5 protein-coding genes are annotated in these 6,089 nt (G+C 56.1%); 2 read left to right on the top strand and 3 right to left on the bottom strand.

Going from position 1 to position 6,089, the window contains the following annotated elements:
• Positions 1-69: 69 nt before the first annotated feature.
• Positions 70-2,160: a diguanylate cyclase domain-containing protein gene (locus tag IQ273_RS29115; RefSeq protein WP_194026605.1), complete on the bottom strand. Its 2,091-nt coding sequence runs from the start codon at positions 2,158-2,160 to the stop codon at positions 70-72.
• 551 nt (positions 2,161-2,711) lie between these two features.
• On the opposite strand from IQ273_RS29115, the gene pstB reads away from it, so the two are divergent.
• On the top strand, positions 2,712-3,515 hold the full coding sequence (gene pstB / locus IQ273_RS29110; protein ID WP_194026604.1) for a phosphate ABC transporter ATP-binding protein PstB: 804 nt from the start codon (positions 2,712-2,714) through the stop codon (positions 3,513-3,515).
• A 243-nt stretch (positions 3,516-3,758) separates the two neighbouring features.
• Entirely contained in the window at positions 3,759-4,163 is a 405-nt protein-coding gene (locus tag IQ273_RS29105) for a hypothetical protein (protein ID WP_313898293.1), read from the top strand.
• Positions 4,164-4,373: 210 nt separating this feature from the next.
• Here IQ273_RS29105 and IQ273_RS29100 read toward each other — a convergent pair whose 3' ends face one another.
• Positions 4,374-4,775: a fasciclin domain-containing protein gene (locus IQ273_RS29100; RefSeq protein ID WP_194026602.1), complete on the bottom strand. Its 402-nt coding sequence runs from the start codon at positions 4,773-4,775 to the stop codon at positions 4,374-4,376.
• Positions 4,776-4,847: 72 nt separating this feature from the next.
• A partial coding sequence (locus IQ273_RS29095) for a CO2 hydration protein (protein WP_194026601.1) occupies positions 4,848-6,089 on the bottom strand: 1,242 nt, incomplete at its 5' end.

Below are 6,089 nucleotides of genomic sequence, written 5' to 3'. Positions count from 1 at the left end.
CCCTAGCCCCCCTGCTCCCTAGCCCCCAGAGAACAGTAGCTAAACTTGCGCCGCAGAGTACTAGTTGGGCTAGATCAACCGAATCCAGTAGCGATCGCGCCCTCTTCTCTTAGCCTGGTATAGCGCTGCATCAGCCGCCGCGATCAAATCCTCTGGGAACTGCTCGGTGGTAGGCACCACGCTGGCAATGCCGATGCTGATCGTAAGGTAGTCGCTGACGGGTGACTGGGGGTGGGCCAGCTGCAGGTCGGCAATTTCTTTTTGCAGGGCCTTAGCCACAATTTCGGCTCCGGCCCGACGGGTATTGGGCAGCACCACCGCAAACTCTTCGCCGCCGTAGCGAGCCAGCAGGTCGGCAGCCCGCTTGACGGCGCGGGTGGCGGCGGCGGCGATCGCAATCAGCGCTTCGTCGCCCTGCTGATGCCCCAGGCAGTCGTTGTAGGGCTTGAAATAGTCAACGTCGAACATAATCAGCGACAGGGGCTGCTGCTCACGCACCATGCGCTGCCACTCTTGCTCCAGATATTCGTCAAAGCGGCGACGGTTGGGAATATGGGTGAGCCCGTCGAGGGTGGCCAGGCGCTCTAGCTTTTCGTTTGCCCCTTTGAGGGCAGTCTCCATACCCTTGCGATCGGTAATGTCAATACAGTTGGTAATCACGCCGTTGACAGTGCCGCTGGCATCTTGAAACGGGCTAATCACCACCTGATACCAGCGGCGATTACCCGCTCGATCAATGATTGCTTGCTCCGCCTGGTAAGGCTTTTGAGTATCGATCACCTGCTGGTGAATACGGCGCTGCTGACTGGCCTCAAAGACAGAAATATTGGGGTTGAAGTCGGTGTCAAGCTTACCCACCATATCGATGGGGGTAATACCGTGCAGGGCAGCGCTGGCCCGGTTGGCCATTTGCACCCGGTCTTCGCGGTCTTTGACCACAATAATGCTGGGAATGCTGTCAATGACGTTTTGCAAAAACTGGCGCTGGCGAGCGATCTCGGCCTCGGCCTGCTTGCGTTCGGTAATGTCTCGCACGATCGCCAGCACCTGGTTAGGGCCGCTGGGAACAATCCGGGCCTCTTCGTAGTGCCAGTCACCATCGGCGCGAAAGCGATACTCGTAGATTTGGGGCTGGCCCGTTTGTAGCGCCAGGCGAATGTAGTGCATGCGCTCGGCAGCCATATCAACGGGCAGCACCTCGTGCAGGGGCCGACCAATTTGATCACTGGGCTGGGCAACTAGGTTCACCGCGCCAGCATTCATCACATCTAGGCAAACGCCCTCGCCTGACAACCGCACCAGCAGGTCAGGAATAGCCTCAAGAATAATGCGCTGGGTAGCTTCGGCCTGGCGCAGGGCGGCGGTGCGATCGGCCACCTGACGCTCTAGGGTCTGGTTGTAGTCGGCCAGCAGGGTTTGGGCCTGCTTGCGGGTGGTGATGTCTTGAAAAGCGGCGATCGCATATTCAACCCGCCCCGCCTGGTCAAAAATGGGGGTAGTAGCCATTTCAATCGGAATTGGCTGGTTGCCGGGGCGCAGTTCAATATCATCGGCCCAGCCGGGCTGCCCCCGCAGCGCCTGAGCAATCGGTAGCTCTTGAGTAGGGTAGCGCTGCCCCGTACTGGCCCGGTAGGCAATACAGGTATCTTCGAGGCTCAGCGACGGCACCGAGGGCATGTCTTCAAGGCACAGTAAAACGCGGGCCTGCTGACTAGCAAACACCATGCTACCCTTGCGATCGTACACCGCGATGCCTAGGGGAATGCCGTCTAAAAACTGCCTCCAGCGGCGCTCACTGCGCTGCATTTCGTGGTTGAGGTGCTCCAGTTCAGTAAATGAATCTTGTAGTTTTGCCGCCATAGCGTTGAAGGCCCGCGCCAGCTGACCGAGCTCATCCATGCTTTCGACCGGCAGCGGGGTTTGCCAGTTGCCCTGGGCCATAGCCTGAATAGCCTGGCGCAGCTGGGCCATGGGCTGCAGCACCCGGTTAACCACCGCCAACCCCACCACTACTGAGCTACCAATCGCCCCGACGCTCAGCAGCGCCACGGCCCAATTGCCCAAATAAAAGCTGAGAAGCCCCAGTAGCCCTACCGCACAGATAATTTGCAGTACAAACACCGCTATCAGCACCGTGCTGAGGGAAAAGGGCCTAAGCAAACGGCTTAATGGACGGTAGAACGGGAGTTTTGGCACTGGATTGAGCGGCAGTATTAAGTTAAGCAAAACACCCTACCTATCTTTCTAGAATAAAGCGCCTAGACCAGCCCTGAAATATTGCTGTGCCACATGTTTACAGAAACGCCAGAACCTAGGTTATAGGCCTATCGTACGGGTTAGGCAGGGGTCTAGCCCGTGATCTCAAACAGCTATTCCAGTCCTTTAGAGAGCCCAGTTCGGTGATTTAAAGCAGCTGTGAAAAGACGTTTGGGGTTCTAACCCAAGTCTGGGTTCGTCAGCACCCAAGCTAGCTTCAGCTCCGGCGGGGGGAGGCCCAACATCAACCTAGCCAAAATCGACCCATTGACAGCTTCAGTGGCCATCAAACCCCCGTTAAAACAGATCGGCGTGACCCACTAGCCGCAGGCTGGGCGGTGCCCATAGCGCTACCCCTAACCCCTTAGCCTTCCCTTAACCCCAAAACTGGCCCTCGCCTGCAATAGTTAGGTTGTGAGCCCTGGCTCCGACTGTAGCGCAACCCTGGTGCCCCAATGTCAAACACCTATGCTCCGACCTCCGCAGACGTTGCCCTTAGGGCCAAAAATCTCAGCGTCTACTACGGCTCCAGCCTGGCTGTGCGTGACGTTGACCTAGACATTCCCCGCAACGAAGTGGTCGCGTTCATTGGCCCCTCTGGCTGCGGTAAAAGCACCGTTCTGCGCTGCTTCAACCGCATGAACGACCTAATTTCATCCTGCCGAGTGGAGGGCAAAATTACCTTCCACGGCAGCGATATCTATGGTGACAAGGTCGATGCCGTAGAGCTGCGGCGCAAGGTTGGTATGGTGTTTCAAAAGCCCAACCCCTTCCCCAAGTCGATCTACGAAAACATTGCCTGGGGAGCCCGCATCAACGGCTATAAAGGCGACATGGATGAGCTGGTCGAGACCTCGCTGCGCAAAGCTGCCGTATGGGATGAAGTCAAAGACAAGCTCAAGCAGAGCGGTCTGTCGCTTTCGGGTGGGCAGCAGCAGCGACTTTGTATTGCCCGTACCATTGCTATTCAGCCCGACATTATTCTGATGGATGAGCCCTGCTCGGCCCTCGACCCGATTTCTACTATCAAAGTCGAGGAAACCATGAAGCAGCTCAAGGAAGACTACACGATCATTATCGTGACCCACAACATGCAGCAGGCCTCGCGGGTGTCTGACCGCACGGCTTTCTATAATGCCGAAGCCACCGACCGGGGCGGTAAAGTGGGCTACCTGGTGGAGTACGACAGAACTGAGGTGATCTTTAATAACCCCCGCGAGCAGTTTACCCGCGACTATGTGTCGGGTCGGTTTGGTTAGGCCCAAAGAGCCTGGGTTTCTGGGCGAACTTGCCAAAGCACTCCATTGACCTGGGCACCGCAAAAGCTTTTAAAGAAGGGGTGCGATCGCCAGTTTTGGCAGATGCCAAACCTACTTTCCAAGGCCTAGCATGACCCAAGCCATGCTCACCAACGATATAATTGGCTAACGCTGGGTGAGCGATTTTAGATGACTGATCGGCCTTGGCAAAAGGTGAACGGCACTGTAGATCGAGGGCACCAGGTGGCCTCCGGTTCTGCTTTAGATAGTCCTTATCCGGCTGGAACGATTGAAATGCAAACGCCTTTCTTTAGGGCTTTGGGTTTAGATCTGTCGGACTACTTCCCAGGAACGCTAAACGTTTCGATTGGCCCCAGCACCTTTCAGCTAATCAATCCTGAATTTATTTTTCGCGCTGTTGAGTGGACCGATCGCCACCCGCCCGAAGATTTTTCATTCACTCGCTGCCGGGTTTTGTTTCAAGGTTCAGCCTATGACGGTTGGATCTATTACCCACACCCTGAAACCAAGAAGCGTAACTTTCAAGCTCCATCTACTCTAGAAATCATTGCGCCAAAAATACCCGGCATTACAGACAAATGCCGGATTGAAGTTGAGTACAATCCGTTAGCAGTTGTTATTTGCTAGCGGCGTTATCTAGCCGCATGGTTATACCAATCGTCCATGCTGCTGGCGCGGCACCCCCAACGATCAAAACAGCCGTAGCCGTTACCTGAGCGAAACGGCTATTTTTAGATCAAGGCCGAGTTCAAATCCCCCGGATCAAAACAGGTATGCCGTAGGGGCAAACGATCGTTTGCCCTTAACCAATCGGGGGTAGACAACTAGGATTTAGTATTACCCCATCAAGATTACGTTATCCAGCACGTGGATGATGCCGTTGTCGGCTTCAATATCCGCAGCGAGCACCGTGGCATTTTTCACCTCAAAGCCGTCCGTACCGTCGATGGGAATCGGCGCGCCTTCCAGCGACTCCACCGTACCCAGCTTGATCAACTCGTCCTTGGTGTACTTGCCAGACACCACATGAAACTTGAGAATGCGGCCGAGCTGAGGCGGGTTTTGCACCAGAGTTTGCACCGTACCGGGGGGCAGCTTGGCAAAGGCGTCATCGTTGGGAGCGAAAACCGTAAATGGCCCAGGGCTTTGCAGCGCTTCGACCAGACCTGCCGCCTGAACAGCGGCAACTAGAGTAGAAAAGCCTTCGTTATTAACAGCAATATCGACGATGGTAGGCATAGGAGATTTTAGAGTTTAGATTGTGGTGAGATCAGATCCCAGGGTTCTTGAAGAACCTTGGGATCTGGCGGTTTACCGATATTCTGGGTGCTGGATGTCGCGCAGACGAGCTTCGGGGCGCACAAAGCGATCCATCTGGGCCTCGAAGAACTGGCGGTTGGCCATCAAATGGCGAGGATTTTGGTCATCCAGGGGGTAGAGCAGCGCGGCGCGCAGGGCCTGGATCACCGCCGAGGTGACGTTGTACATCGATCGCTGAAAGGTAATGCCTAGCTGAATCAGTACGTCGTCTTCGCCTCGGCAGTGTTTGTCATAGTATTCCTGCAGATAAGGCGGCAAAAAGTGCAGCATGTCCTGCATCAGCAGGGTGGGGGGAATGCCTGCGCTGCCGACGGGGAAGACATCGGCGTAGAGAATGCCGTAGTGAAAGTCGTTTTGGTCTTCGGGTACCTGACCCGCCTGGGCGTTGTAGGACTTGGTGCCCCGGAAGGGGGCAGTGCGGTAAAACACCGCTTCGACGTAGGGCAGGGCCGCTTCGTAGAGCCAGGTAAAGCCGCAGGATTTGGGGATCAGCTCGAAGCACTCATCGCCAACGTAGACGTGGTGGTAGATGGGCCGCCCGGCGACGGCAAAGATGCCGTTGACCAAAAAGTCCATCGCGTCGGGGACACCGGCAAAGCCGCCTTCGTCGTAGATGTCGCTCATTTCAAAGAAGACGGGGGCCATCACTTCCCAAAACAGGCCCAGGTTTGAGTAGTAGGAGAGTTCGCGACACTTTTCGTAAAACATCTCGGGGAAGGCTTTATGCAGCCCCAGCATGACTGGATTGCCCTTGAAGTAGGCGGCAATGGCGCGATCGCACGCTTCCTTGTACTCCTCGGTGTAGAGATAATCGTTAAATCGCCCGCCCATATCCTGGTGCCAGAGCATGGCCTTCATGCAGGCCTCGGCAAACTCCATGTTGACGCGATCGTGCCAGAGGTGCAGAAATAGCTTCGGCAGCTTGCGCTTGGTTTCCCCTTTGGCCATAAACTCTAGCAGCTCGGGGTGGGCCGTGGCCTCGCCCCGCCAGATTCGCAGGTCGGCGGTCTCCCCAGCGTAGTGGTTGGGCAAATCCAGGTATTCCTGGGGCAAAAAGTATTTAAAGGCGGGCACGGGGTTGAGGAAGACCCGCTCGGCAATATAGAGCAGGTCGCGCCAGTAGAAATCCATCGGCACGGCGTAGGCCTTGTAGATGCCGATGATCTGCATCAGGTTATCGGGCGTATCGGGCAGCATCGAGCCGCCTGCCTCTAGCCGGTGGATGACGTCGGC

This window comes from Nodosilinea sp. LEGE 07298 (genome assembly GCF_015207265.1).
Lineage (GTDB): Bacteria > Cyanobacteriota > Cyanobacteriia > Phormidesmidales > Phormidesmidaceae > Nodosilinea.
The sequence above is the reverse complement of the archived record's forward strand: the minus strand, read 5'-3'. Positions and strand labels throughout refer to the sequence as shown.

What these genes read in the sequence shown, in the direction of transcription:
- pstB (WP_194026604.1), top strand. Translation starts at nt 2,712, where the DNA reads ATGTCAAACACCTATGCTCCGACCTCCGCAGACGTTGCCCTTAGGGCC.
- IQ273_RS29100 (WP_194026602.1), bottom strand. Translation starts at nt 4,775, where the DNA reads ATGCCTACCATCGTCGATATTGCTGTTAATAACGAAGGCTTTTCTACT.